Annotated in this window: 22 protein-coding genes and 1 tRNA gene; 18 read left to right on the forward strand and 5 right to left on the reverse strand. The window is 51.8% G+C overall.

Features of this window, described 5'->3' with window-relative positions; genetic code table 11:
• The first annotated feature begins 4 nt into the window (after positions 1-4).
• The 4 genes from DFO56_RS00875 to DFO56_RS00890 are packed head-to-tail and all read left to right on the forward strand — an operon-like array spanning position 5 to position 3400.
• The gene (locus DFO56_RS00875) at positions 5-742 is read left to right on the forward strand and encodes an amino acid ABC transporter permease (protein ID WP_045506921.1); all 738 of its coding nucleotides are present in this window, start codon (positions 5-7) and stop codon (positions 740-742) included.
• The gene (locus DFO56_RS00880) at positions 739-1383 is read left to right on the forward strand and encodes an amino acid ABC transporter permease (protein WP_045506919.1); all 645 of its coding nucleotides are present in this window, start codon (positions 739-741) and stop codon (positions 1381-1383) included. The genes DFO56_RS00875 and DFO56_RS00880 overlap by 4 nt, the downstream gene beginning before the upstream one ends.
• Positions 1380-2117, forward strand: coding sequence for an amino acid ABC transporter ATP-binding protein (locus tag DFO56_RS00885; RefSeq protein WP_020457349.1), 738 nt, complete (start codon positions 1380-1382; stop codon positions 2115-2117). Before DFO56_RS00880 ends, DFO56_RS00885 begins: the two co-directional genes overlap by 4 nt.
• 11 nt (positions 2118-2128) lie before the next feature.
• Positions 2129-3400, forward strand: coding sequence for an alanine racemase (locus tag DFO56_RS00890; protein ID WP_045506916.1), 1272 nt, complete (start codon positions 2129-2131; stop codon positions 3398-3400).
• 108 nt (positions 3401-3508) lie between these two features.
• On the opposite strand, the gene DFO56_RS00895 is transcribed toward DFO56_RS00890, so the two are convergent.
• Positions 3509-4390 (reverse strand): AraC family transcriptional regulator, encoded by an 882-nt coding sequence (locus tag DFO56_RS00895; protein ID WP_233500354.1) that lies wholly within the window; start codon positions 4388-4390, stop codon positions 3509-3511.
• A 417-nt stretch (positions 4391-4807) separates the two neighbouring features.
• On the opposite strand from DFO56_RS00895, the gene DFO56_RS00900 reads away from it, so the two are divergent.
• Both DFO56_RS00900 and DFO56_RS00905 read left to right on the forward strand, forming a co-directional pair.
• Positions 4808-5554, forward strand: coding sequence for an SDR family NAD(P)-dependent oxidoreductase (locus DFO56_RS00900; protein WP_045506909.1), 747 nt, complete (start codon positions 4808-4810; stop codon positions 5552-5554).
• A gap of 13 nt (positions 5555-5567) precedes the next feature.
• Entirely contained in the window at positions 5568-6281 is a 714-nt protein-coding gene (locus tag DFO56_RS00905; RefSeq protein WP_045506906.1) for an SDR family oxidoreductase, read from the forward strand.
• A gap of 102 nt (positions 6282-6383) precedes the next feature.
• Here DFO56_RS00905 and DFO56_RS00910 read toward each other — a convergent pair whose 3' ends face one another.
• Entirely contained in the window at positions 6384-6785 is a 402-nt protein-coding gene (locus tag DFO56_RS00910; RefSeq protein WP_020457344.1) for a helix-turn-helix domain-containing protein, read from the reverse strand.
• Positions 6786-6886: 101 nt separating this feature from the next.
• Between DFO56_RS00910 and DFO56_RS00915 the strand changes: the two genes are divergently transcribed.
• Positions 6887-7618, forward strand: coding sequence for an SDR family NAD(P)-dependent oxidoreductase (locus DFO56_RS00915; RefSeq protein ID WP_045506902.1), 732 nt, complete (start codon positions 6887-6889; stop codon positions 7616-7618).
• A gap of 592 nt (positions 7619-8210) precedes the next feature.
• Entirely contained in the window at positions 8211-8456 is a 246-nt protein-coding gene (locus tag DFO56_RS00925) for an Imm74 family immunity protein (RefSeq protein WP_045506899.1), read from the forward strand.
• A gap of 688 nt (positions 8457-9144) precedes the next feature.
• Here DFO56_RS00925 and DFO56_RS00930 read toward each other — a convergent pair.
• A complete protein-coding gene (locus tag DFO56_RS00930; protein ID WP_045506895.1) occupies positions 9145-10101 on the reverse strand; it encodes a D-2-hydroxyacid dehydrogenase family protein in 957 nt (318 codons plus the stop codon).
• A gap of 1070 nt (positions 10102-11171) precedes the next feature.
• On the opposite strand from DFO56_RS00930, the gene DFO56_RS00935 reads away from it, so the two are divergent.
• The 8 genes from DFO56_RS00935 (at position 11172) to DFO56_RS00970 (ending at position 17294) form a co-directional block, all read left to right on the forward strand.
• The gene (locus tag DFO56_RS00935; RefSeq protein WP_045506892.1) at positions 11172-11603 is read left to right on the forward strand and encodes an SRPBCC family protein; all 432 of its coding nucleotides are present in this window, start codon (positions 11172-11174) and stop codon (positions 11601-11603) included.
• 116 nt (positions 11604-11719) lie between these two features.
• On the forward strand, positions 11720-12103 hold the full coding sequence (locus DFO56_RS00940) for a Rid family hydrolase (RefSeq protein ID WP_045506889.1): 384 nt from the start codon (positions 11720-11722) through the stop codon (positions 12101-12103).
• Positions 12104-12136: 33 nt separating this feature from the next.
• Positions 12137-12700, forward strand: coding sequence for a GNAT family N-acetyltransferase (locus DFO56_RS00945; RefSeq protein WP_045506887.1), 564 nt, complete (start codon positions 12137-12139; stop codon positions 12698-12700).
• A 337-nt stretch (positions 12701-13037) separates the two neighbouring features.
• Entirely contained in the window at positions 13038-13265 is a 228-nt protein-coding gene (locus DFO56_RS00950; protein WP_045506884.1) for a hypothetical protein, read from the forward strand.
• Between the two features lie 274 nt (positions 13266-13539).
• Positions 13540-14073 carry a glyoxalase superfamily protein gene (locus DFO56_RS00955; protein ID WP_045506881.1) on the forward strand — a complete coding sequence of 178 codons (534 nt, stop codon included), beginning with the start codon at positions 13540-13542 and terminating at the stop codon, positions 14071-14073.
• A 473-nt stretch (positions 14074-14546) separates the two neighbouring features.
• Positions 14547-15326 (forward strand): BPL-N domain-containing protein, encoded by a 780-nt coding sequence (locus DFO56_RS00960; protein ID WP_052679784.1) that lies wholly within the window; start codon positions 14547-14549, stop codon positions 15324-15326.
• Between the two features lie 407 nt (positions 15327-15733).
• The gene (locus tag DFO56_RS00965) at positions 15734-16672 is read left to right on the forward strand and encodes an omptin family outer membrane protease (protein ID WP_045506878.1); all 939 of its coding nucleotides are present in this window, start codon (positions 15734-15736) and stop codon (positions 16670-16672) included.
• 534 nt (positions 16673-17206) lie between these two features.
• Positions 17207-17294, forward strand: a tRNA-Ser gene (locus DFO56_RS00970).
• 470 nt (positions 17295-17764) lie between these two features.
• Here the strand turns inward: DFO56_RS00970 and DFO56_RS00980 are convergent.
• Positions 17765-18664, reverse strand: coding sequence for a LysR family transcriptional regulator (locus DFO56_RS00980; RefSeq protein ID WP_045506875.1), 900 nt, complete (start codon positions 18662-18664; stop codon positions 17765-17767).
• 98 nt (positions 18665-18762) lie between these two features.
• Here DFO56_RS00980 and DFO56_RS00985 point away from each other — a divergent pair, with 98 nt between their 5' ends.
• Together DFO56_RS00985 and DFO56_RS00990 are read left to right on the forward strand one after the other, a co-directional pair.
• On the forward strand, positions 18763-19485 hold the full coding sequence (locus DFO56_RS00985; protein WP_045506872.1) for an SDR family oxidoreductase: 723 nt from the start codon (positions 18763-18765) through the stop codon (positions 19483-19485).
• A gap of 698 nt (positions 19486-20183) precedes the next feature.
• The gene (locus DFO56_RS00990; protein WP_020457333.1) at positions 20184-20663 is read left to right on the forward strand and encodes an Rrf2 family transcriptional regulator; all 480 of its coding nucleotides are present in this window, start codon (positions 20184-20186) and stop codon (positions 20661-20663) included.
• A 66-nt stretch (positions 20664-20729) separates the two neighbouring features.
• Here the strand turns inward: DFO56_RS00990 and oqxB are convergent, their stop codons facing one another.
• Positions 20730-23882, reverse strand: a complete 3153-nt coding sequence (gene oqxB, locus DFO56_RS00995) for a multidrug efflux RND transporter permease subunit OqxB (protein WP_045506870.1) — start codon at positions 23880-23882, stop codon at positions 20730-20732.
• Positions 23883-23898: the final 16 nt, after the last annotated feature.

Raw genomic sequence — 23898 nt, forward strand, 5'->3', positions numbered from 1 at the left:
CACCATGAGTTATCAATGGCTAACCTTGTGGCGCTACGCCGACACCTTTCTGGACGCCGCCTGGCTGACGCTACAGGTCACGCTGCTGGCGTTTATCCTGGCGGTGGCTCTTGGGCTGCTGGCTGCGCTGGCAAAATCCTCGCCGCTGGCGCCGGTACGCTGGCTCAGCCACTGCTACGTCGAGTTCATCCGCAATACCCCGGTGCTGTTGCAAATTTTCATTATCTTTTTTGGTCTGCCGTCGTTGGGTATCACCATGAGCGCCTTTACCGCAGGCGTGCTGGCGCTGGGGATTAACGTGGGCGCTTATCTGTCGGAAACCTTCCGCGCCGGCATTCAGTCAGTCGCAAAGGGGCAGCTCGAAGCGGCGTATATCCTCGGGATCCCGCGCCGACAGATCTTCCTCAGCGTGGTGCTGCCGCAGGCGGCGCGCGCGGTGTGGCCTGCCATTATCAATAACCTGATTCAGTTACTGCTCGGCACGTCGCTGCTCTCCGCCATCGCGCTGCCTGAACTGACCGGCACCGCAACGGTGATCAATGCGCGCACCCTGCTCTACATCCAGACCTTCAGTATTGTCGCGCTGGTCTATCTGGTGCTGAGCAATCTGTTCTCATGGCTTGGCAACATGGCAGGACGCCGGATGTTCCATCCGCCGCTGGTGACGCCGGTAAAAAAGCCCGGCTGGCGGTGGGCAAAAAAATGGCTGATTAATCCAGCGAAACGGGAGAATGCCCTATGAGCGAACTTATCATCAACTCGCTGCCAATCCTGCTGAAAGGCCTGGTCATCACGTTACTGCTCTCTGTCGCCGCTATCGTTGGCAGCACGCTGCTCGGGTTACTGGCGGCAGTGTTACGCACCAGCCGTTTGCCGGTCGCCAGGCAGATCGCCGTGCTCTATACCGAACTGTTTCGCGGGACGCCGGTACTGATCACGCTGATGTTTATCTATTTCGGCGTGGCGTACTTCGGCTATGAAATCAATCTGTTCGCCGCCGGGATCCTTGGCCTGAGCATTTATCAGGGCGCTTACATTGCCGAAGTATTCCGCGCCGGGATTGAAGCTGTCCCCAAAGGCCAGTGGGAGGTGTCGTGGATCCTTGGTCTGACAAAACGCCAGACGTTTCTAAGCGTGATCCTGCCGCAGACGCGCGGCATCGTGCTGCCGCCGCTGGTGGGCCAGTATCTTTCGCTGATTAAAGATACCTCGATTGTCAGCATGATCGGCATGTCGGAATTGATGCACCAGGGCCAGGCCATTGTCGATCGCATCGGTCAGCCGGTGGTGATTTACGGCCTGGTGGCCCTGCTCTACTTCGTTGTCTGCTTTCCGCTTTCCCGTTGGGTTCAACATCATCAAACCAGGAGCCAGTTATCATGAGCAAATCCGCCATTACGCTGAGCCGGATCACAAAATCCTTTGGCTCAACCCAGGTACTGAAAGAGATAAGCCTTGATGTGTCGCCCGGCGAAGTGCTGGTGCTGATTGGCGCATCCGGTTCCGGCAAAAGCACTGTATTACGCATCATGAGTGGGCTGGAAACCGCCGATGGCGGGGAAATCTGGGTGAATGAAGTACCGCTGCACGACCGCAAACGCAGCAGCGAAATCTGTGGCCACGTCGGCATGGTGTTTCAGCAGTTCAATCTGTTCCCCCATAAAACCGCGCTCGGTAACGTGACGCTGGCGTTGATTAAAGCGCAGAAACTGTCCGAGGCCGAAGCCAATAAACGCGGTATGGCGGCCCTGAGCCGTGTCGGGCTGGCCGAGCGCGCGCACCATTATCCGGCCCAGCTCTCCGGCGGTCAGCAGCAGCGCGTGGCGATCGCCCGCGCGCTGGCGGTGGAGCCGAAAATTATGTTTTTCGATGAAGCGACGTCCGCGCTCGATCCCGAACTGGTTGGCGAAGTGATGGAGGTGATGCGCAGCCTGGCGCGTGAAGGTATGACCATGGTGGTGGTCACCCACGAAATGGGTTTTGCGCGTAAAACCGCTGACCGCGTGGTGTTTATGGATCAGGGCGTGATCGCCGAGCAGGGTTCGCCGGAGCAGATCTTCGTCAATCCGCAGAATCCGCGCACCCAACAGTTCTTATCGCGTGTGCTTGAGCACTAACAGGAGGCATGATGTCGATTCACTTTCCCCTGCAGGCAGACGGCGCGCTGGATGCGCTGCAACCTGCGCCGCGTTTTAAATCGGTCGCCGGATCCGGTAATCAGCCGCTGGCTAACGGTGTCCAGGTCTTTAACAGCCCGGATGTGTTTTCCCCACTGATGGTGATGAAGCAATCCGCGCTGGAGAATAACCTGTGTCAGCTGGCAGCGTTTTGTCGTGAGCAAGGCGTAATGCTGGCGGCACACGGCAAGACCTCAATGTCTGCGGCAGTCCTGCGCCGCGCCGTTACTGAAGGCGGTGCCTGGGGATTGAGCGCCGCCACCCCTGCGCAGGTTCGCGCCTTGCGCCAGTTCGGCATTCGTAACGTCTTCCTCGCCAATGAACTGGTCGACCCTGCCGGCATTCGCTGGATAGGCGAATGGCAAAATCAGCATCCCGACCATAATTTCCTGTGCTACGTCGATTCGCTACAGGGTGTTCGTCTGCTGGAGCAGCATCTCGGCGACAGCCGCATTGCGGTACTGCTGGAAATGTCGGTCAGCGGCGGGCGCACCGGCTGCCGTTCATCCGCTGAAGCACTGGAGATTGCCGCTGCGATCGCTACCAGCCCTGCCCTGCAACTGGTGGGTGTTGCGGGGTATGAAGGCGCGCTCGGTGCCGGACGTGATGCCGCAGGCGTGCAGCGCGTCAAAGATTACTGCCAGATGCTGATCGACACGGCGGCGCTGCTGGCTGAAAAACAGTTGTTTGCCAGCGAGCAGATTATCCTCAGTGCCGGTGGCGGCGCATGGTTCGACGTGGTGTCGGCGTGTTTTACGGCCGCGAATCTGCCACTGCCCATGACGCCGCTGATTCGATCCGGCGCTTACATGGCGCACGACAGCGGGCTGTACGCGCGCATTGCGCCTTTTGCGCAGCCCGGAGCTACGCATCATTTCACCGCTGCGCTGGAGATCTGGGGACGGGTGTTGTCGCGCCCCGAGCCAGGCCTCGCGTTTGTTGATTTCGGGCGCCGCGATGTGCCGTTCGATCAGGATCTGCCCAATCCGCTGTGGGTGCGCAACGTCGATGGCAGCGCCCCGCGTGCAGCGTCTGGCATGCGTATTAGCGAGGTGAACGATCAACATGCCTATTTGTTGCTGGCGGAAGAGGATGCGTTAAAGCCCGGCGACTGGGTGGGCTGTGGTATTTCGCATCCCTGTACCGCCTTCGATAAATGGCGGTACTTGCCGCTGGTTGACGATGATTACTGCGTCACGGATTCACTGGAAACCGCATTCTGAGCCAAGCATCGGGCGGTAACGGCGCGATAGGTCGCGCTGTTTTTACCTGTGCGACTGCACCGCGCTTATCCGTTCTTTAACTACCACGACATGCAGGCCGGGAAGCGATTATTCCGGCCAGTACGATTCGGCTTTCACTTTTAATAAATGGCGTAAACGCTGCGCTTCCTTTTGCGGTGGGCACCCAAAGAACCGGCTAAATTCTCTGCTAAATTGTGTCGGACTGAGGTAGCCAACCCTGAAAGAGGCTTCGCTGGCCGTGACATTGCGCTTCACCATTAAAAAACGCGCCTGGTGCAGCCTGATGGAAATCAGATACTGTTTGGGTGTTGTGCCGGTGAATGCCCTGAAATGGCGATGAAAAGAGGGAGAGCTCATGCCGGCTTCTCTAGCCAGCGTCTCCACGTCAACAGGCTCCATAAACCGGGTATGCATCGTGCGGATGGCGCCAGCAATTTGCCTGAAATGCCCTTTTCCGGAAAGTGCCGCTCTGATGGAGGCTCCCTGCGTATCGATCAGGACGCGGTAATAAAGTTCTTTCAGAATACCCGGCCCCAGAATTCTGGCCTGCTCCTCATCAGAAAGCGCCAGCAGAAGGCGATATACCGTGTCGGCCAGTTCTTCTCCCAGCGGGCTGGAAAACATGATTCCCGCCTGCTCATTTTCGCTTACCTCGCTTTCGCCCATTTCAATCAGTAATTCGGCAATCGTGGCGACATCAAGCGATACGGACATAGCCAGCAGCGGTTCTTGCTGGCTGGCAGTCGTCTGGCTGTTGAAAGGAAGAGGCGCTGAGACCACCAGATAATGTCCGGGATCGTAGGTAAATTCCCGCCCGCCCATCAAAGCGGTTTTCTTTCCCTGCAGCACAATGACAATGCACGGTTCGTAAAGGACGGGCGTGTGGGGCATCGACTCATTGACCCGCAACAGTTTTATCGCCGTCATACGGGTGCGCGAGTAGCCCTCATCAGGCGCAAGCGCCAGCAAAGCAGGGATCATTTTTCGCGTAAGGCTTGAGGTAAGTCCGGACACTGCACCCCCCGAATATATAAAAAGATAATTTTTTGCGTCTGCATAAGGTTATCGAACCCAATTCTGACAGAAAAAGATAATCTTTGTACAGGAACCTTCATTGTTGCATCGCTCTGCTTTCCCTATTCTTTTCGCAGCAAAAGAAAAGCACAGACGTTATGCATTTCCCTTGTGAATCAACACCCTGCCTTATGACAGGCACTGGCGGGAAAACGTCGCACTGAGACGCCCCGCTGCCGCCTGTCGCGCCTGGCGTAGTTTGAACAGATCCCCCGCTTTTCACACCGTCAGATCGGCAGCGCAATCAGATCAATACCGGCGGCTGAAGGCGATGACATTCAGGCGAGGCAATGCAAAATTTGAGGAATAAAAATGGCAGATTTTTTGGGATTAACGAACAAAGTGGCAATTGTCACGGGTGCCGCAGGTGATATTGGCAGGTCCACCGTAAAACGTCTTGTTAGTCATGACGCGAAGGTGCTGGCTCTCGATATCGACCCGGCAGTTCATGCCCTGGCACAGCGCAATCAGGTGGTGACGCAGATATGCGATGTCAGCCAGGAACAGGAAGTCATCAGCGCCCTCACTCTCGCGCAGGCGGAATTCGGCGGCGTGGACATTCTCATCAACAATGCGGGCAAGACCCTGAATAAACTCGCTACCGAAACATCCGTTGAAGAGTGGGACAGCATTATGGCCATTAATGCCAGAGGGTATTTTCTCCTGAGCCGGGAAAGCCTGAAGGTAATGCAGCCCCGCAGGCAGGGAGCGATTGTCAATGTGGCCTCCGTAGTGAGCATGGTGGGCATGAAAGCCACGTCCGCTTATTCGGCCTCTAAAGGCGCCATCACGCAACTGACGAAAGTGCTGGCGCTGGAAGCCGCTGAGTATGACATCCGGGTTAATGCCGTCGCCCCCGGCGTCGTCGAAACAAATATTCTGTCCGGCATAGTGGAAGACAGTCGGGTGATGCTTGCCAGCTACGGCCACGCGCATCCCCTTGGACGAGTGGCTCAGCCGGAAGAAATTGCGGAAGCCATTATCTGGCTCGCCTCACCGAAAGCGAGTTTCGTGACGGGAACGGTATTAATGGCAGACGGCGGTTATACGGCACAGTAACAAGGAGCCAGTGATGAAAAAGCAGAGCATTTTAATTATCGGAGCAGAGAAAGGGCTGGGTCATGGGCTGACAGCAGCCTATCTGGAACGGGACTGGGACGTTTTCGCCACACACTTACCGGATGCGGATACCTCCGCCCTGCGCGCGCTGGCAGATGTCTGCCCTGGCAATCTGATGACCGGCGAGGTGGATGTCACCAACAGCGCCCATATCGGGCCACTTCTCGACAGGCTCCGCGAACGGCAGTTTGACGTTATTTTTATGGTGGCCGGAATTTTCGGCCCCTTGCATCAGTCCGTGTTGCAGGCATCTGACGCGGAATTCCAGCAAATTATGCTGACCAATGCGTTTGGCCCTGCCCGCCTGGCCCGGCACCTCCTGCCGGTACTTAAGCCTGCGGGAAGCCTGGTTTTCATGACGTCGCATCGGGGGAGTATCGCCAGCAATACCGAACCGGGGATCGGTCTTGAGCTTTACCGGGCCAGTAAAGCGGCGCTGAATATGCTGGCGCGTTGTATATATATGGATATCAGCCAGGGAGAACAGACGGTACTGTCGATTCATCCTGGCTGGGTGGCGACGGCGATGGGCACGCTGGATGGTACGGTGGATGCGGAGATCGATGTAAAAACCAGCGTCAATGGCATGATCAGTGTGATTGAGCAACACCGCAACGCCAGAGGCCACCTGTTCCTCGATTACGAGAACAACAGCTGGCCCTGGTAATAACCGACAAAGCAGCCTGTATCTTTTCCAGGTTTACCCCGGCCCCGGGAATACACATCCGGGGTTAGCCTGTTGGCGTTATTCAGAGAGCCGGGGGCATTTTCAGGCCTCAACCCGCCTGTCGTATTTATTTTCCTCCGCATGCGTTCGATCGTATTCAGCCTGCGCCAGTGCAATGGCCGGACCAAACTCCTGCGCCCAGTTCGCCAGCGCAATAAAAGGCTGCTGCAGTGACTGCGCCAGCGGCGTAATAGTGTATTCCACACTCACCGGATGCGTGGAGAGAACGTGACGATCAATTAAACCGTTTCGCTCCAGACGTTTCAGCGCATCGGCCAGCGCTTTGTGGGTAATTCCGTCCAGCCGTCGGCGAAGTTCATTGAACCGGCAAGGTTCCGTACACAGCACCGTCAGAATTAATATCGACCATTTATTGGTGATATGTTCTAACACCAGTCGGGTATTTCGTTGTTCTATCAGGCAATTATCGTGGTTTTCTGGCATGGCGGTATAGTCACTTATAGTTGGTATAGCGAAAGTGCGTAATTGATATTAAGTATAGAATTTATATCATCTGTTTTCGAGACCTCAACCGGAGAAATCAGATGGGCAAGATAGAGAAAAAAGTCGCTGTGGTGCTTGGTGGTGCAAAAGGGATTGGGCTGGCGATCAGCCAGCGTTTAGCCACCGAGGGGGCTGTTACCTGGTTCACTTCACGCCGGGCAGAAGAGCTTGAGACAGCCAAAAGCAAAATATCAGGGACCGCGATGCCGCTGCAGGCCGATGTCAGTCAGAAGAACGAACTGAGCCGTATCATGCAGACCATTGCTGAAAAATCAGGTCAGATAGATATCCTGATCATCAATGCCGGAATGTCGGAATACGCCCCGCTTGAAGAGGTAAGTGAAGAGCATTTTGACCAGACGTTTGGCCTGAATGTTCGCTCCCCCGTTTTTGCTCTACAGGCAGCACTGCCGTTGTTGAAACCCGGCAGCAGTGTCGTTCTCATCGGTTCAATTGCTGATGTTCTCGGCACACATGGATACGGCGTTTACTCGGCCAGCAAAGCCGCACTGCGCTCTTTTGCCCGCACCTGGACACGCGAACTTGCCGCGCGCGGTATCCGCGTTAACGTTGTTGCACCCGGACCGATAGACACAGACATGATGGCCGCAACCTCTGATGAGGTGCGTAAAGGCTTAACCAGCGCATTACCACTTGGCAGAATGGGCCAGCCTGAAGAGGTAGCCAACGCTGCATTTTTCCTCGCCAGTGACGAGAGTTGCTATATAGCAGGTGCTGAGATTTGCGTTGATGGCGGCATGACGCAGGTTTAAACCTTCATTCGACGGCCATCCCGGGATGGCCGTTCAAAGTAACGGCAAGATCAGATGATATCTGATATCCAGTCTGCAAATGCGCGCACTACTCGAGAAAGAACGCGTTGATGCGGGTACAGCACGTTGACCGGTACGGACAGCGCTCGTAATAGAGAACCACCCGACTCGCCAGGTTTATGGCATGTGCTGACCAGGCTGGTCCCGGCCAGCATCCCTGTAACTCTACGGGTCGCTTTTTGCGCAGTGAGGGTCAGTCTTTTCCTTGTGCAAAACTCAGGGCGAAGGGTTGATGCAGCGCCGGTAATGCAACGGACCTGACAGGCAGCCCTGAGCGAGGAGCGGAAGCTCGAAGTTGCTCTTGCAGCGATAAAGGCATTACTAACAAAGCCGTATGTCTATAAACGGCAAGTCAGGGTATGCAAATGGAGTCTCAGGAACGTTGCGTGCAGTATTCGGGCAGAGTCTGCGACCTGAAAAGTTTGGGAAAGAGCTGAGTTGCCTGCGTTGATGAAAGATCCTAATGTAGAAGAAATTATTACTATTGATCCTGTAAGAATGGGCGAGAAAGCTATTTACGTGAGGGGGAATTATGATTCTTGAAGTCTCTCGGGGTCATATCCAAGTAAAAATTGGAGATAGAACGGCGACCGTTCAAGGTGAGATGTTCTTTCCCGGTAACGATAAAATTGGCTTTGTGTTGTACAAGGGGGCTTTGAGATTTTGGGATGCGCCTAACCAAAGTCAGGTTATGACTGGCGATGATATCGATATGGTTATTGCTGATATTCAGGCCGATTTTTCCAAGGGAGGACATACCTTAGAAATTGAACATTAGTATGGGCAAAAGGTTCTGGAGGGGCAGTTAACATTGGGCTACCGGTTGCGAGAACAACTACATAATAACAGGCACAATCCGGCTTCGATGCGCAGCTTAGTGCAGAACTGCTGGTAGACCCGCCTACTTTCGTCATTTCGGAGGGTATTCAGTTAATCCGCGATGAGACTGTTACCTCTCATACTGAATGCGAGAGATTTAACAGGCAGCCCTGAGCGAGGAACGGAAGCTCGCACAATACAAAAGTGGCAGGGTTGCTTAAGTCGTCAGAGCTGACAGCGAAGTGTTGACCATTTTGCAGGATGTCCGATGAATTTTCCCAATGCGTCGAGAAATCCCGTGCCGCTGTAAGCGGATGACGTAACGCGCGTAGCGCATATATTTCTGCAAATACATATACTTGCGTGAATATTTCCGGAAAGAGGAGTGCCAACGCGCCACTGTTAATGTCATCCCCCGCGACCCGTAATCAGGAACGCAATCTCCAGCCCTTCAATCGCCGCCTGACGAATTATTTCGAAATCATCACAGCCGAACATGAGTAAACTACTGTTTTCTCAGACCTAATGGCCAGTCATGCTCGACCAGCAACACAGATCCGCACCGTGCTGGACTGCCCCTACCCCGCCAGACGATCCTGCTCTGTAGTTAGGCTGACATGCGCTTATTATTTCCTTTATTTTTTAAGTCAGAGATTTATAACGTGTGTAGTATCACCTTCAAAGAAACGAACCACATTCTCAAAGGCTGCTTTGAAATATAATTCATACCCAGCTTTTTCTACATAACCCAGATGGGGTGTACACAGAACGTTCGGCATGTGTAAGAAAGGGTTATCGGTATCATAGACAGGTTCTTGCTCGTAGACATCCAGAGCCGCATATCCGGGACGACCTTGCCGCAAAGCCTCATAAAGCGCACCGTCTGAAACAAGCTCAGCACGACTTGTGTTCACAAATAAAGCATCCCCTTTCATTTTAGAAAGATCACTGAGGGTAATATTTCCTTCAGTTTGCGCCACCAGGCGTTGATGTACTGTGATGATGTCAGAAGTGGAAAAAAACTGCTCTCGGTTTTCCGGCACATGCAATCCAACGGCTCGAGCTTCTTCTTGCGCGCGCTCACTCCCCCATATTTGAACCCGCATCCCGAATGCCTGAGCATAATTTGCAATCTTCTTGCCTATTTTCCCGTATCCCAGTATTCCAATAAGCTGATTATTTACCGCAGAACCCATTTCTGTCTGCCACAACCCTTTTTTCATGGCGTCCACTGACGAAATTAATTTTCTTCTGGAAGCCATAATTAACAGCCATGTTAATTCAGCAGGTGCAACAGGCGAACCAATACCTTCAACTATGGCAACACCGGCCCGGGTACATGCATCAATATCGACATTTCTGGCTAACTTGCCAGTTTGACTGATCAGTTTCAGATTAGGCGTACGTCTTAAAAAAGCGTCGTCAATAACCGTTCGCTCTCTGATTAATATTAATGCTTGTGCAGTAGCAAGCTGGTTTTCAATATGGGGAGTTTTACTCAAATCCCCAACGGAAACACAGGAGTATTTATCATTGCTTTGCAGAAAGTTAAGCGAGGTTGTAGCTAACTGGTAATCATCTGGAATAAGAACTTGGATAGACATTCTTCACCCTGATTCTGGATTAGTTTCACTTGCATCTTATTTCAAACAAGGATGAAGCTATATCCTATTATTTAGCTTTCCCTGTCACTAATAATGATCCATTTGTTGAACGATTTAAGTTTATCAGGAAGATGCCTCTTGTAAAGACCACGTTAAAGGAATGTTATTTTTTTATTTGTTTTACACCAGTATTTAAAATCACGAAACAATACATATCCAATATAAAACTTTATACTTAGAGTGATTATTCCACTGTAAAACCAGATGAGATACGGTTCCACTTAGACCTGAACCTCAAAACCATCAATGGGCGATCATTTTATTTCATTTAAAAGATATTGATATTTCGAACGCTACATCTTTCTGTTTGGATGGTTGAATTTAAAAATCAAAACAGCGAAAGCATCAGAGAGTAATAAACTCTCCAAGTGCACTGCAATCACACCACAACCGTAACGCAGCAGATGTCGCTGCGTTTGTAAGAGGATATTGAACCTGTGAACCGCCGATAGTGCACGAGGCACTCCACTGGCGTCGTCACTTTTCGGACCAGGACATCTGAAACCATGGCAACGCAATTTTTTTAATCAAGGCTTGAACGACGGTATTTCATTGATGGGCAGAAGCCTTAAAACAAGCGATTGAGAAACAAAAGGTCATACAGGTCATGCTGTTACCCTGTATGTGGATTCATAGCCTTACACCGGGTTTTAAGGTCTGCAAAACTCACAGGACGGATGTGAAACGACACCCCAACCAATTCAATGCATTGTCAGAAATTCCGTGAGGTTTAACTCCCGACGAAGGGGGGAAGTGAACTGAAAGGCTACTCTGCGAGAAGCGGACCTTTTTATATTCTTTTAGCCATTCAAATTACCGTTTAAAGCGTCACCCGCGTCACATCTCAGCAGCCCTTTCACTGGTGTGCTGGCGAGTGATTATGTGTTGAGATGCCTGCCTGAACGAGACTGGCTCTCCCGGAACGAAAAATGAGGTTTGGCATTTTTGCCGTTACACCATTATAAGTACACATTCACTATGCCCACTTACTGTATCTGACGAGCAATTTTATGAATGAAAACAACGCCTGGAGCAAGCGCTATACACTCACTGTAAAAAGCCAGCCGAAAGCAATATGGCAGGCCTTTGTCGACACCGATAACTGGAAACGATGGAACCCTGGCGTAAAGTCAATCACTATCGAGGGGCCATTTCATACGGGAACATGGTTCACGATGGAGCTACCTGAAGGAGAGGTTGTCCGTAGTCAGCTTACTGATGTTTCTGAAGAAAAATATTTCATTGACGAGACCTGGGTGGATGAAACACGGGTCAACGTTGAACATCGTATTGAGGCATCCGGCCCCGATGAGAGTATCGTGACGTATGCGATCAGTACTCAGGGTCCCCAGGCTAAGGCTTTCGGAGAAGGGATCAGCTCGGACTTCCCGGAAGTCATGGCGGGATTGGCTACATACCTGGCCGAAACAGGCTCAATGTAATGGCATCTGAATTCCAGTTTTGTCGGCGGGTGGATGATGATCCTGGCGGAATGGCCACAGGGCATAACGGTTTGGTACACGCTGGCATTTATTAAGTCATCAATTTGAGAAAAATTATGAAAAAATCGATAGTTCCTGAACAATTTCAGCATTATTTCGATGACTGGCACTTTTCCCCCGTCATCGACGCTGATGGCACAGTGTATCTCTCAGGCGTTACTGCGGCACGCAAGGACAAACCGATAAGTAAGCATCCTGAAGAACAATTCCACGATGCGTTTTATAAGCTTGGCGTTTATTTAAACGCCGCCGGTTTGGGCTATGAACATATACTTGAGATGACCACTTTCCATATTGATCTTAAAAAACATATAGACGTTTTTTCTAACGTAAAAGATGAGTATATAAAGGCGCCATACCCGGCATGGTCCGCCATTGGCGTATCAGAATTCATTCCAGAAAATGCGCTTGTGGAAATGCGGATTGTGGCTAAAAGGTAATTTCCGCATGTCAAATTTTATGAGGATTGCACCGTGAGTGCTAAATTAATTGAGCCTTTGATGTCGGATTTATATATCCTGGAACCCTTAGATAAATCTCATGCTAACGAAATGTATGCAGGATTATGTTCTGTTGACGATTATAAGTTTATACCGACCAACCCACCGGCAAACCTGGATGAGTTGACAGCGCGTTATGAGAGAATATCTCAGCGTTACTCGCCAGATAAGAGTCAAATCTGGCTAAACTGGGTGATTATACATCGTCAGTCTGGTGCATACCTTGGATATGTCCAGTCGACCATTATGGTTGAAAAAAACTGGGCATATATTGCTTATCATGTGTTTGGCAGGTATCAAAAACGCGGGGTGGCAAAACAGTGTGTGCGTATAGTAATAGATTTTTTATTTAAACATTATCATTTATCTCATGTCGACGCATTGATTGACTCTCGTAACCTGGCCTCAATTGGTTTAGTGGAATCTTTGAAACTAAAGAAAATTAATGAGCTGAAAGATGCGGACTTTTTCAAAGGTTCGACCAGCGATGAATTTCATTATAGAATTTTTAATAATGAATGGACGACAAAAGCGTGAGGTTATAACGATAAACAATGGAAAATACCAAAGACAATAGACCATCAGAAAGAAAAATAATTAAAATTTATAATTTATTGAAATATAGTTATTCGCAATGCCATTTCCCCTATCACACAATCGCCTGTAAACCCCGTTCAAATGAAAAACGTTTTTACCCCTGCTCATCAATCTATCGATATACTTGCGATATCGGTTGAACTCACAGCACGAAGCGGACGTTAGCACCTCTCACTCATGCTGCAATAACATTCACACAGTTGTTATAAAGAAAGTGCTCTGAGAGACAATACATGTAAGGATAATTAATTCAGCAAATCACGGAGTATGACCCCCCATGACAATTGTATTCATCCCTTCTCTTGTGGCATTACTTGTAGCACAGGAAAAAGAAACCGGACGCGAATTGAGCCGGTATGAGGTTGAGTCGATACGGGATAATGCTACCGCTATTAACTTACCAACGGACATTGCCCATGACATGCTTGCAAGCCGGGGCTATTCCGATCTCGATGCAGAAAATATCTGGGTAGAATGGTTAGCCTATAAAAATAGAGCATTGTGAATTGTATTGAAGGATTATGAGCAGAACGTCTCGAATACAGTCATCCATTCACCCTAACTACCTGAATTGGTAGTCCCCCTCTTCATGCGAACCTGAAAACTTGTGGCGTTTCGCGAGCCTGGGTATTCTCACTCAGGGTCCGTGCTGCCTGCCGCTCGCTTCCTGAAAGGAAAAGGTGAAAGCATGTTTGTTCTCAACCTCATTAATTTTAAAACTCTTGATGGTCGGGACGTGGTAATGCGAGCACCACCATTTCCTGACAGCAGGAGAAAATATGTTTTCCATCGAGCAAGCCAAACAAATGGCGGCAAAGTTAAAAGCCTCTCTTGAGTTGCGTGAACATAAGCTTTCTTATTCCACCGCGCTCGAAACGGTTGCACACCAGTTAGGCTTCAGAGACTGGAACACAGCGGCAGCAACGTTGCCCCCGCAGATCCCACAGTCTCAAATCCAATTCAGCAACCCCATCCCCATCCTGCGAATTTTTGATGTCTGCAAAGCACAGGAGTTCTATCTTGAATTTCTGTCGTTCAGCGTTGAGTTTGAACACCGGTTCGAGCCCGACTTACCGCTGTATATGGGCATTACCCGAGAAGGGTTGCAATTACATCTTTCTGAACATCACGGTGACGCCAGCCCGGGCGCAACGATATTTATCCCTTTGAATAATATCGAGCTGTTGAGAAATGAACTCCACGGCAAGCAATATGGATACGGCCGCCCGGAAATCGTGAAGCAAGACTGGGGAGACGTTATGGAAGTCCACGACCCGTTTGGCAACCGGCTGCGCTTCTGTCAACAAAGCTAGTTTGCCCTTCTTGAACAGGGGGATCGTCACCGGCGCTTTCCCCTTATTAAGGCAGTCATGAATGGCACAAACCAGCCTGTCAATAACGCAACCTTGTCTGCCATGCGCGATAAGCAACCAGGCGGTTTTCTGGCAAATCCCCGGCGCCTTCTCTACTACCCGCATTGCAATGTGTCGCCCGCTCTGCGAGCGGTTATAGAAATGTTGAGAATTTAACGGATAAAGTGGATGTATCCCATGGTGGCTAAACGATGTCCGTTTTTACTCCAGCCCTGCCGCAGGAAAGCGGTGAGCAAAAGGCTGATGTCTGGGGTAATGGTGAAAATGACACGACAGGATTAATCATATTTCAGGCCTGGCAACGCGCTTTTAACGCCTTCTGGTTGCGTGTCAATCAGAGAGCTCGCGCTAATTTGCCGTTTTTCCCTTCCCGTAAACAGCCCTATTGGCATTTAAAAACTCAGGAATGTTTAATGAAATCTGAAGCGCTCCTTTCCAGACGTCACCTGAACTTTTTTATATTTACCGCTGCGCTGACTCTCTTCACGACAGGATATACACCTTCAGCTCATTCTGCAGACAGCAAACCTGTGAAGATCGCGGTTTACCGGGGGGAAGCGGGTTGCGAGGGCTGCTCGGAAATGGTTGTAAAATCGCTCGTTAATACCGGCCTGAAACTCTCCATCAGCTATATGGGTGAGAACGAAAAGCTCACGTTGAACCGCCAGAACCTGAAGGGTTTTGATTTGTATATTCAGCCCGGCGGCGGACAGGACATCCCTGCGGCTTACGATGCGATAGGTGATGAGGGCGCTGACGCGATCCGGGATTTTGTCCGTTCCGGTAAGGGGTATCTTGGGATATGTATGGGCGCTTATCTTGCTGACAAAGACTGGATAGGGCTTATCAATGCCCCCCTTGATTCAGAAGCTGGCAGGCCGGGTGCAGAAGCTAATGATGAAGGAGACTACACGCTTTCCGTTAAATGGGGAGGCAAAGAGGAATCGTTTTACTATCAGGATGGCCCCTATCTGAGTAACAGCGCTGAAAGCCCCGGCTATACCCCCATCGCTTATTACCTGAATGGCGACGTTGCAATGGCGGCCTACACCTTTGGAAAAGGTAAGGTTGTGCTTACCGGCCCTCATCCAGAAGCTGATGAAAGCTGGATTGACGCAAGCAAACCCGGTTACATCCCTGCAGCAAGCAAAATGACACGCCTGCTGAAATATCTGGACCCGCAGAAAGATTGAACACCAACGACGGCAATACGCGCATCCTCGCCCCCATCGCCTGGATATCGGGTATTCGTAATCGGGCCTGCGTTGAGTAAAGCGCGATTTCGGGTAACAAGTTACGCAATGTCGTTCTCCGGCTGGCGCAGAAAAAACGTCAAGCCTTAAAGACGTCGTTCTGGATAGCGTCTGACACTCACAGAGACTAATCCGGGAGGGATTAGCAATATTCACTATTTCCACGCAACGGCGCCGCTTTTTCATAACCTCCGTCAATAGTTCAGCGGTTCAGAATGAATACAATCTGGCCGTCATTGTTGGGAAATATTTAAAAAATATACCAAAACTGGCAGTTGATTCTAATTTGTATGACCTTTAAAATTCAGACGCAACTTATTGATTAAATTTGGTTTAGGGAAATAAAAATGAAAAAAAGTAGTGTTGCAGTGATGATGATGGCCGCTCTTTCAGCAGCAGCTTATGCGGATCCTATGCAATATACACCGGATTTATCCCCGGAGAGCGTTACTGTTTCAGCTTCTGCCGGTATGTTGGCCGGAAAATCCCATGAAATGGTTTATGACGAAGTGACAGGGCGTAAGATCAGCCAGCTGGACTGGAAACTTAAAAATGTCGCTATTCTGAAAGGTGACATTTCCTGGAACGCGTACTCTTTTCTGACACTGAATGCACGTGGCTGGACATCTCTGGCATCTGGCTCCGGTCATATGGATGATTACGACTGGCAGAACGCCAGCCAGAGAGACTGGACAGATCACTCCTCACATCCGAGTACGGATGTAAATTATGCCAATGAATACGATCTCAATGTAAAAGGTTGGGTTTTCCAGGACGAAAACTATAAAGCTGGCGTGGTTGCAGGTTATCAGGAAACACGTTTTAGCTGGACGGCGACCGGCGGTTCTTACAGCTATGATAACGGCGCGTATACCGGAAACTTCCCGGCAGGCGAACGTGGTATTGGTTATAGCCAGCGTTTCTCAATGCCGTACATTGGCCTCGCAGGCCAGTACCGTATTAATGACTTTGAATTTAACGCTCTGTTCAAATTCAGTGATTGGGTCAAAGCTCATGACAACGATGAACACTACATGCGTGATCTGACCTTCCGTGAAAAAACGAGCAACTCACGCTATTACGGTGCGTCAATTGATGCCGGCTATTACGTTACGCCGCAAGCCAAAGTCTTTGCTGAATTCACCTATAGCAGCTATGAAGAAGGTAAAGGCGGTACGCAAATTATTGATACCACCAGTGGTCAATCAGCATCCATTGGCGGAGATGCTGCCGGCATTTCCAACAAAAACTATACCATTACCGCTGGTCTGCAATATCGTTTCTAAATCAGCGCTGCGTATTGCGTATATAGTCTTCACAGACACGAAGCCCCTGACGGGGCTTTTTTTATAGCCATATTCTCTGAAAAATATCCTGCAAAAGGATTTCAATTAAGCAGCAGTCCCCCCATTGATGCGCCTCTTAGATCAGATATAAACGCGACATCATGCCCTTGTCATACTCTGCATCCAGTCCCGCATGGATGCCGCAATAAAGGCGGCTTCCCCGGCCTCGAACATCCCTATTTCGCCGGATGCGTGATGAAATCGATCCTGTTCATCAAAAAACAGTGCGTCTTATGATCGTGAGAATTGAGTACGCATCCACAGGGCTTACTCACGAGTAATGCCTGGCGACATCAGTGCCTGCTCGCTTTGCTTTATGGGCCGGTAAGCTTGCGTATTTTGCGGTAAATCTTCGCATTGCTCACACCTTAAGCGAACAGTCATGAAAGCTTAAAATCTTGCTTGACCGTTTCAGTACAACTCCCTATAGTAGCGCCCCGTTGCCCCCAGTACTGGCTGGCAGCGATACAATGTGGTGAGGTGTCCGAGTGGCTGAAGGAGCACGCCTGGAAAGTGTGTATACGGCAACGTATCGGGGGTTCGAATCCCCCCCTCACCGCCATCATTCAAAGAAGAGCTCGCATGCAAATGCGGGCTTTTTTTTCGCATATCGCACTCCACCAGGGGGGATGAGAAGCCCCGACCGGGGGTCGACAACTGGCGCAGCCAGCTGGACAGACCATGAACGCAGCGAATCAATCCCCCCTCACCGCCATCATTCGAAGAAGAGCTCGCATGCAAATGCGGGCTTTTTTTTCGCCTGTCGCACTCCACAAGGGGGGATGAGAAGCCCCGACCGGGGGTCGACAACTGGCGCAGCCAGTTGGACAGACCATGAACGCAGTGAATGGGCTGCCCGCACAAAAACGCCGGGAGCGTTTTTGAACAACGCTTGCGTTGGCTCCAAAGGGCCGAGTAATAGTGAGCGCAGCGAATCAATCTCCCCCACAGCCATATTCTACGTGTCATAAGCAGACATAACCCATGACAAAAGGGGTCACTATCAGCGTGCGAGGCGTGACAACGCTGACGTTAAATATGCTGCTGCCGCCATTGCCTGACATGGTCTACCAGGGCGCGTAGTTTAGGTGCCATATTTCGGCGTTGCGGAAAGTAGAGATAGAAGCCAGGGAAATAAGGAAGATAATCGTCCAGCAATGAGACAAGCTGCCCGCTTTCAACAAACGGTCTGAACGTATCCTCTGTGGCAAACGTAATTCCGCCACCAGCAAGCGCGAGCCGCAGCATCAGGCGCAGATCATTAGTGGTGATCTGCGGTTCAATCGCCAGGCTGAAAGGTTCTCCCGCCTCCTCAAATGCCCAGCGATAAGGGGCGACATCTTTGGCAGGACGCCAGCCGATACACCGGTGATGGATCAATTCACGCGGATGTGCAGGCGCGCTGTTCGTCGCGAGATACGCGGGCGAGGCAACCGCCATTTCACGTTGTTTTTCGGTAAGCGGGACGGCGATCATATCCTTTTCAATCACCTCTCCAAGCCTTACGCCAGCATCATAACCCGCAGCCACAATATCAAACTCCTCATCCGTCACGACAATATCGACCGTCACGGCAGGGTTGGCCGCCGCAAACGAGGCGATCAGCGGGCCGGAAAGAAATACTTCGGCTATCGAGGTCACGGCAATGCGAAGGCATCCGCGCGGCATATTCTCCGACGCGACCTCTTCGAACGCCGATTCAATACTGGATAACGGCAATGACAGGGACTGACGCAGCCGCTCTCCCGCCTCCGTCAGCGTTACTGAGCGCGTCGTACGCATTACCAGCATTGTGCCGAACGCATCTTCAAGTCGTCTTATTCCCTGACTGATTGCCGATCGGGTGACGCCCAGGCGAGCAGCCGCCGCGCTGAAATTACGCTCTTCTGCCACCGCGATAAAAACCGGTACAAGGTTGAGATCAATTTTCATTGTTTAACGCTGCTAACCAGTGAGTCCAGTAACAGCAGGATACTGGAACCAATCGTTAAGTTCTATGATCGCTTCGAACTCAACTGAAGGAGCATGCTATGGAAAAAGTGATAGTTATTACCGGCGCATCCAGCGGGATTGGCGAAGGGATGGCCAGAGAGCTGGGCAACGCAGGCGCGAAGGTGTTATTAGGGGCTCGCAGACTGGAGCGCATCGAAGTTATTGCCGCAGAAATACGCAGTGCGGGCGGTATCGCCGAAGCGCGTGAGCTTGATGTCACCAGCCGCCAGTCGATGGCCAGCTTCGTGCAGGCGGCGCTGGATCAATGGGGCCGCGTCGATGTTCTGATCAACAATGCGGGCGTCATGCCGCTCTCTCCGCTTGCCGCCGGCAAACAGGATGAATGGGAGCGAATTATTGACGTGAATATCAAAGGCGTGCTCTGGGGCATTGGCGCTGTGCTTCCCGTGATGCAAGCGCAGGGCTCCGGTCAGATAATCAATATTGGCTCTATTGGTGCCCTGTCTGTCGTGCCAACCGCCGCCGTCTATTGCGCCTCAAAATTCGCAGTACGCGCGATTTCGGATGGTTTACGCCAGGAAAGCCCAAATATTCGCGTGACCTGTGTCAATCCCGGCGTGGTGGAAAGTGAACTTGCCTCAACCATTACGCATCCGGAAACCAGAGCGGCGATGGATGTGTACCGTTCTGTGGCACTTAAACCAGCGGATATTGCCCGTGCCGTGCGGCAGGTCATTGAAGCCCCTGAGAGCGTGGATACAACAGAAATAACCATCAGACCGACCGCGTCAGCCAACTGATATTCCTGACTGATGACAGGCGTTAATGTCCGTTATCATTTCTGCGCATCGTCGGGGCCAGGGTCATGCAGCCATTGACGGCAGGAGAACCACTTATCTCCCCTGCCGGGTTGCTGGCCCTGATAGTAAAGCCGGTTTATTGCCCGGAGTCAGCAGAACATCCCGCAACATCTTCTGGAAAATATGCTCTGCAGGTGACCTGCATACCTGTACTGGCAGCCCCCTACCCGCCAGGCTACTGGTATCGCAATGGCTTTCTTTTGACGAACAGACGGCCCACTTCCCGCACATAACTGAACGTCGTTTCCCCCAGAACGGCCCCCTTTGTGGCAGAAAAGACGTTATAAACATTAAGGCATAATCGTCTACCGGGAGGATGAGCACAGTAACGCCTGTGAAGTGTCTGGATAATGGGTCAGCATTGATCCGTCGTATGGTTGTGAGGCGCCATAGTGAGCCAGTCCATAATTAAATAGCCGCCAGTGCGCCACGGATCTGAACGATGAATCTGAGTTCAATAACCCGTGCGCGGATACATACGTTGCATCCATCCGGCGTACCGGAAACTCTTTTTTACAGGGTTCGTTAAGCGTTGATTGCTTCAAAAAAATTACCGCATTTGTTATATTGTTGCTCATTGCTTATTCACCTCTGCGGTGCCAAAAAGAACAAGATTCACCGCAACCCAGGATTATAAAATGTTAGATTACCGCTTCCCGACAGCTTTGCAGATGGTTCTCAGCGTAGCGATGGCGGAGCAAGTGGGTGAACGTTCGACGAGTGCGATTCTGGCCTACGGCCTGGAAGCAAATCCGAGCTTTATCCGCAAATTAATGGTGCCGCTCACGCGTGACGGCATTATCGTCTCAACGCTTGGCCGCAACGGGTCTATTCACCTTGGTCGCCCGGCGGAAGAGATCACCCTGCGCGATATCTACCTTTCCGTCATCGAAGATAAAAAATTGTGGGCGTCGCGTCCTGACGTACCGGCACGTTGCGTGGTCAGCGCTAACGCCTGCTGGTACTTCAAGTCTATCGCCGAAGAGGCGGAGCAGGCGTCATTACAGGTATTAGCGCGCCACACCGTGGCAAGCGCGCTGGAAGAGGTGAAAAAAGCCGATACCAGCGGATGGGATCCCGTGCCGGAACTTATTGCCCAGTATAAAAAAACCTCTTAATTATTTACTTATTGCGAAAAAAAACCGCCTTCACAATGAAGGCGGTTTTTTTGTATCTGCAACTATTTACGCAGGCAAAACGTCATTTACCGGTTTACCGCGCGTCACAAATTTACGCAGCGTAACGTAAAACACCGGTGTTAAGAACAGACCAAACAGCGTCACGCCCAGCATACCGGAGAACACCGTGATCCCGGTGACGCCGCGCACTTCTGCACCCGCGCCGTGACCGAGGATCAGCGGAATCGTGCCGGCAATAAAGGCGATGGAGGTCATAACAATCGGGCGTAAACGCAGGCGGCAAGCCTCCAGCGCCGCTTCCATGATCCCTTTCCCCTGAATTTCCAGCTCGCGGGCAAACTCCACGATAAGAATCGCGTTTTTACACGCCAGCCCCATCAGTACCACCAGACCAACCTGCACGAAGACGTTGTTATCGCCACCGGTCAGCCAGACGCCAAACAGCGCGGACAGCATGGTCATAGGGACGATAAGGATCACCGCCAGCGGCAGCGTCCAGCTTTCATACAGTGCGGCCAGCACAAGGAAAGCCAGTAGAACCGCGACCGGGAAGACGATCAGCGCCGTATTGCCCTGCGTGGCCTGCTGGTAGCTCAGATCCGTCCATTCAATATTCATCCCGTTCGGCAGGATCTGCTTAGACATCCCGTCCAGTTGCGTCATCGCCTGCGAGGAAGAGAGAACGCGAGGGTCGGCATCACCAATAAGATCCGCCGCCGGATAACCATTGTAGCGAATCACCGGATCCGGCCCGTAGGTGGTACTGATATTCACCATACTGCCGATCGGCACCATTTCGCCCTGATTATTACGGGTGCGCAAATTCGCAATATCTTCCACGCTGTCGCGGAACGGCCCGTCGGCCTGCGCCATCACGCGCCAGGTACGGCCAAACTGGTTGAAATCGTTAACATAGGACGAGCCCAGATAGGTTTGCAGCGTACCGAACAGATCGGTTAACGACACGCCCTGCGCTTTCGCTTTATCACGATCAACCTGCACATCCAGCTGCGGAACGTTAGCCTGGTAGGTTGAGATGGGGAAATGCATCCCCGGCGTCTGCATAATCGCACCAGACATGGTGTTCACCGCGCTTTGCAGCGCGCCATAGCCAAGACCGGCGCGATCCTGGATGTAGAGCGAATAGCCAGAACCCTGACCCAGCCCTAAAATCGGCGGCGGCAAAATGGAGAAACCAAAGCCCTGCTGGATCTGCGCGATTTTCGCGTTGATTTCAGCGTTAATTTCCGCCGCAGTATGTTTACGCTGATCGAACGGTTTCAGGCCAAAAAAGACCGTCCCGGTATTCGGCGTGTTGGTGAACTGCAACGCGTTAAGCCCAGGAAAAGCGACCGCATAATCCACACCTTCGGTATTCATACCGATTTCGCTCATTTTGCGGATCACCGCATCGGTACGGGCCAGCGAAGAGCCTTCCGGCATCTTCACGCCGCCAATCAAATAGAGCTTATCCTGTGTCGGAATAAACCCGCCGGGTACGGCTTTAAACATGACGCCAGCGGCACAGAGCAGCAGCACATAAACGACAAACACCGCACCACGTCGACCAAGCGTTTTACCAACCAGCCCCTGATAACCGTTCGAGCTACGATGGAAAAAGCGGTTAAACGGACGGAAAAACCAACCGAACAGACGGTCAATGAGCCTCGTCGGGAAGTCTTTCGGTGCGCCATGCGGCTTCAACAGCAAGGCAGCCAGAGCCGGAGAGAGCGTCAGCGAGTTGATGGCGGAGATCACCGTCGAAATCGCGATCGTCACCGCAAACTGTTTATAGAACTGACCGGTTACGCCGGAGAGAAACGCCATCGGCACGAACACCGCGCACAGTACCAGCGCAATCGCGATAATCGGCCCGGACACTTCTCGCATCGCCTGATGCGCCGCCTGCAGGGGCGCAAGCCCTTCTTCGATATTTCGCTCGACGTTTTCCACCACCACGATGGCGTCATCCACAACGATACCGATAGCCAGTACCAGCCCGAACAAGCTCAGGGTGTTAAGCGAAAAGCCGAGCAGGTAGAGAATGCTGAACGTGCCCACGACCGAGACCGGCACCGCGATCAGCGGAATAATCGACGCGCGCCAGGTTTGCAGGAACAGGATCACCACCAGCACAACCAGCACCACCGCTTCCAGCAGCGTTTGCACGACCGCGCGAATGGAATCGCGAACAAACACCGTCGGATCGTAAGGTGCCGCCCATTTCATATCTTCCGGGAAACGCGTGGCCAGCTCGTTCATTTTGGCGCGCACCGCGTTAGACAAATCGATAGCGTTCGCTCCCGGAGACTGGAAGATACCAATCCCGACCGCGTCTTTATTATTAAGCTGAGAACGCAGCGCATAGCTGCCGGAACCCATTTCAATACGCGCCACGTCGCGCAGGCGTACTACCGAACCGTCTTGCGCCGTTTTCAGAACAATATTGCCAAACTCGTCTTCCGTGTGCAGACGCCCCTGGGCGTTAATGGAGATCAGGAAATCGCTCTCTTTCGGCAGCGGCTCCGCGCCAAGTTGCCCGGCGGAAACCTGTACGTTTTGCTCCTGCATCGCCGTCACCACGTCAGAGGCAGTCAACCCGCGAGCCGCCACTTTATTGGGATCCAGCCAGATGCGCATCGCGTATTCGCCCGAACCGAAAATCTGAATCTGGCCGACGCCGGGCAGACGCGCCAGTTCGTCTTTCACTTTTAGCGTGGCGTAGTTACGCATATACAGTGAGTCGTATTTACCGTTGGGCGAAAACAGATGCACCACCAGTGTCAGCGTCGGTGATTGTTTCTGGGTGGTGATGCCCAAACGCCGCACATCTTCCGGCAGACGCGCCTCCGCCTGTGATACGCGGTTTTGCACCTGAACCTGCGCCTGATCGGGATCCGTACCCGGACGGAAAGTGACGGTGGTCACCAGTACGCCGTCGGAGCCTGCGACAGATTTCATGTACATCATGTTTTCAACGCCATTGATCGCTTCTTCCAGCGGCGTCGCCACCGTCTCGGCAATCACTTTCGGATTGGCGCCCGGATACTCCGCGCGCACCTGCACGCTTGGCGGAACAACGTCAGGGTATTCGCTCACCGGCAACAGCGGGATGGCGATCAATCCTGTGACAAAAATCAGGATCGACAGCACCGCGGCGAAAATCGGCCTGTCGATAAAAAAGCGGGAAAAGTCCATGTGTCGGATTCTCAGG

Source organism: Kosakonia sp. AG348, from assembly GCF_003337365.1.
Taxonomy (GTDB): Bacteria; Pseudomonadota; Gammaproteobacteria; order Enterobacterales; family Enterobacteriaceae; genus Kosakonia.

Bases quoted from the DNA above. Each gene is read 5' to 3' on its own strand.
- DFO56_RS00980 (WP_045506875.1), bottom strand. From the start codon at position 18,664: ATGAAAATTGATCTCAACCTTGTACCGGTTTTTATCGCGGTGGCAGAA.
- DFO56_RS00935 (WP_045506892.1), top strand. From the start codon at position 11,172: ATGAATGAAAACAACGCCTGGAGCAAGCGCTATACACTCACTGTAAAA.
- DFO56_RS00885 (WP_020457349.1), top strand. From the start codon at position 1,380: ATGAGCAAATCCGCCATTACGCTGAGCCGGATCACAAAATCCTTTGGC.
- DFO56_RS00890 (WP_045506916.1), top strand. From the start codon at position 2,129: ATGTCGATTCACTTTCCCCTGCAGGCAGACGGCGCGCTGGATGCGCTG.
- DFO56_RS00880 (WP_045506919.1), top strand. From the start codon at position 739: ATGAGCGAACTTATCATCAACTCGCTGCCAATCCTGCTGAAAGGCCTG.
- DFO56_RS00905 (WP_045506906.1), top strand. From the start codon at position 5,568: ATGAAAAAGCAGAGCATTTTAATTATCGGAGCAGAGAAAGGGCTGGGT.
- DFO56_RS00960 (WP_052679784.1), top strand. From the start codon at position 14,547: ATGAAATCTGAAGCGCTCCTTTCCAGACGTCACCTGAACTTTTTTATA.
- DFO56_RS00965 (WP_045506878.1), top strand. From the start codon at position 15,734: ATGAAAAAAAGTAGTGTTGCAGTGATGATGATGGCCGCTCTTTCAGCA.
- DFO56_RS00930 (WP_045506895.1), bottom strand. From the start codon at position 10,101: ATGTCTATCCAAGTTCTTATTCCAGATGATTACCAGTTAGCTACAACC.
- DFO56_RS00915 (WP_045506902.1), top strand. From the start codon at position 6,887: ATGGGCAAGATAGAGAAAAAAGTCGCTGTGGTGCTTGGTGGTGCAAAA.
- oqxB (WP_045506870.1), bottom strand. From the start codon at position 23,882: ATGGACTTTTCCCGCTTTTTTATCGACAGGCCGATTTTCGCCGCGGTG.
- DFO56_RS00950 (WP_045506884.1), top strand. From the start codon at position 13,038: ATGACAATTGTATTCATCCCTTCTCTTGTGGCATTACTTGTAGCACAG.
- DFO56_RS00990 (WP_020457333.1), top strand. From the start codon at position 20,184: ATGTTAGATTACCGCTTCCCGACAGCTTTGCAGATGGTTCTCAGCGTA.
- DFO56_RS00875 (WP_045506921.1), top strand. From the start codon at position 5: ATGAGTTATCAATGGCTAACCTTGTGGCGCTACGCCGACACCTTTCTG.
- DFO56_RS00910 (WP_020457344.1), bottom strand. From the start codon at position 6,785: ATGCCAGAAAACCACGATAATTGCCTGATAGAACAACGAAATACCCGA.
- DFO56_RS00955 (WP_045506881.1), top strand. From the start codon at position 13,540: ATGTTTTCCATCGAGCAAGCCAAACAAATGGCGGCAAAGTTAAAAGCC.
- DFO56_RS00900 (WP_045506909.1), top strand. From the start codon at position 4,808: ATGGCAGATTTTTTGGGATTAACGAACAAAGTGGCAATTGTCACGGGT.
- DFO56_RS00985 (WP_045506872.1), top strand. From the start codon at position 18,763: ATGGAAAAAGTGATAGTTATTACCGGCGCATCCAGCGGGATTGGCGAA.
- DFO56_RS00940 (WP_045506889.1), top strand. From the start codon at position 11,720: ATGAAAAAATCGATAGTTCCTGAACAATTTCAGCATTATTTCGATGAC.
- DFO56_RS00925 (WP_045506899.1), top strand. From the start codon at position 8,211: ATGATTCTTGAAGTCTCTCGGGGTCATATCCAAGTAAAAATTGGAGAT.